This window comes from Paraburkholderia sp. J8-2, from assembly GCF_905220195.1.
In the GTDB taxonomy this organism is placed as follows: Bacteria; Pseudomonadota; Gammaproteobacteria; order Burkholderiales; family Burkholderiaceae; genus Paraburkholderia.
Genome location: NZ_CAJMZA010000096.1, coordinates 1 through 1238, shown reverse-complemented (window position 1 = coordinate 1238; position 1238 = coordinate 1). Strand labels below are relative to the sequence as shown.

The window sequence follows — 1238 nt, the reverse complement described above, 5'->3', positions numbered from 1 at the left end:
GGGTGGCGGATTCAACCGGTCGATGCAACGATTTGGCTAAATCGCTCAGCCGGCGTGTCGAAGTTTAGTGTTTTTCGGGGGCGTTCGTTGAGCCGTCTGGCTACGGCATCCAGTCTGGCCTGCGAGTAGACGGAGAGATCGGTGCCCTTAGGGAAGTATTGCCTCAGAAGCCCATTCGTGTTTTCGTTCGAACCGCGTTGCCAGGGGTGTTGCGGATCGCAGAAATAGACCTCAATGTCGGTAGCGACGGTAAAGCGGTTGTGGTCGGCCATTTCCGAACCCCTATCCCAGGTCAGCGATTTATATAGTTCCCGAGGTAACTTGCTGGCGTGTCGTATCAGCGCGTCAACCACAGCCTCAGAATCCTTGCTGGCCACTTTTACCAGCATCACGAATCGACTTTGACGTTCGACGAGAGTTGCAATCTGGCTCGTAGCGTTGCCATACAGCAAGTCACCTTCCCAGTGCCCGGGTATTGCGCGATCCTCCGCTGTAGCGGGGCGTTCACTGATCGACACGGCGTCGCGAATGTTCGTGCGGTCCTCAGTTTTCAGTGTGTGATGACGGGACCGGCGCATGGTTCGAGCGCGTCGCAAGTGCTCGAGCAATTCCTTTTTCAGAGCGCCACGAGCTTGAATATAGAGGCTCCGATAGATTGTCTCGTGCGACACTAGATAGTCCTTGTTGACCGCGTACACATGTCTGAGCCAACCAGAAATCTGCTCGGGAGACCACTGCAGCTTCAGCTTTGCAGCGACAACTCGTGCCAGCGTCTGGTTTTGCACCAATTTGCAAACCTTCGGGCGACGTGCCCGATTCCAGGCGAGCGCATCCGCTTGATTTGCTCGATAACCTTGACTGCCTCCGTTGCGGTGCAATTCGCGGCTTATAGTGGAAGGAGCGCGTCCCAGCCTGGTGGCTATCGACCGGATCGATAATCCGGACACCAGAGAGCGGGAAATCTCCTCGCGCTCCGCAAGCGTCAAGGTCTGCGGCGCGCGGCGTCTTTGCGGTGGCTCGATGCCGCCGTTCTCCGCGAGTATCCGCTGGATCGAAGAGTGGCCCCGATCAAACAGTTTTGCAATCTGATGGATCGTTTCGCCTTTGCGCCAGCGCTCCCACATCAGTCTTCGTTGGCTCTCGGAGTAATAGATCCTCGGTCGCTGTTTCATTTGCAACACCTCCGCTGCTCACGCAGGCTGTAGTGTGTTGCATCGACCGGTTGAATCCGCCGTCGG

Annotated in this window: 1 protein-coding gene; it reads right to left on the bottom strand. The window is 56.8% G+C overall.

Annotated features, from left to right (window positions below; all coding sequences use genetic code 11):
* Nucleotides 1-11: 11 nt before the first annotated feature.
* Nucleotides 12-1172, bottom strand: coding sequence for an IS30 family transposase (locus U5A52_RS42935; RefSeq protein WP_321940473.1), 1161 nt, complete (start codon nucleotides 1170-1172; stop codon nucleotides 12-14).
* Between the last annotated feature and the right edge of the window lie 66 nt (nucleotides 1173-1238).

Bases quoted from the DNA above. Each gene is read 5' to 3' on its own strand.
- U5A52_RS42935 (WP_321940473.1), bottom strand. From the start codon at position 1,172: ATGAAACAGCGACCGAGGATCTATTACTCCGAGAGCCAACGAAGACTG.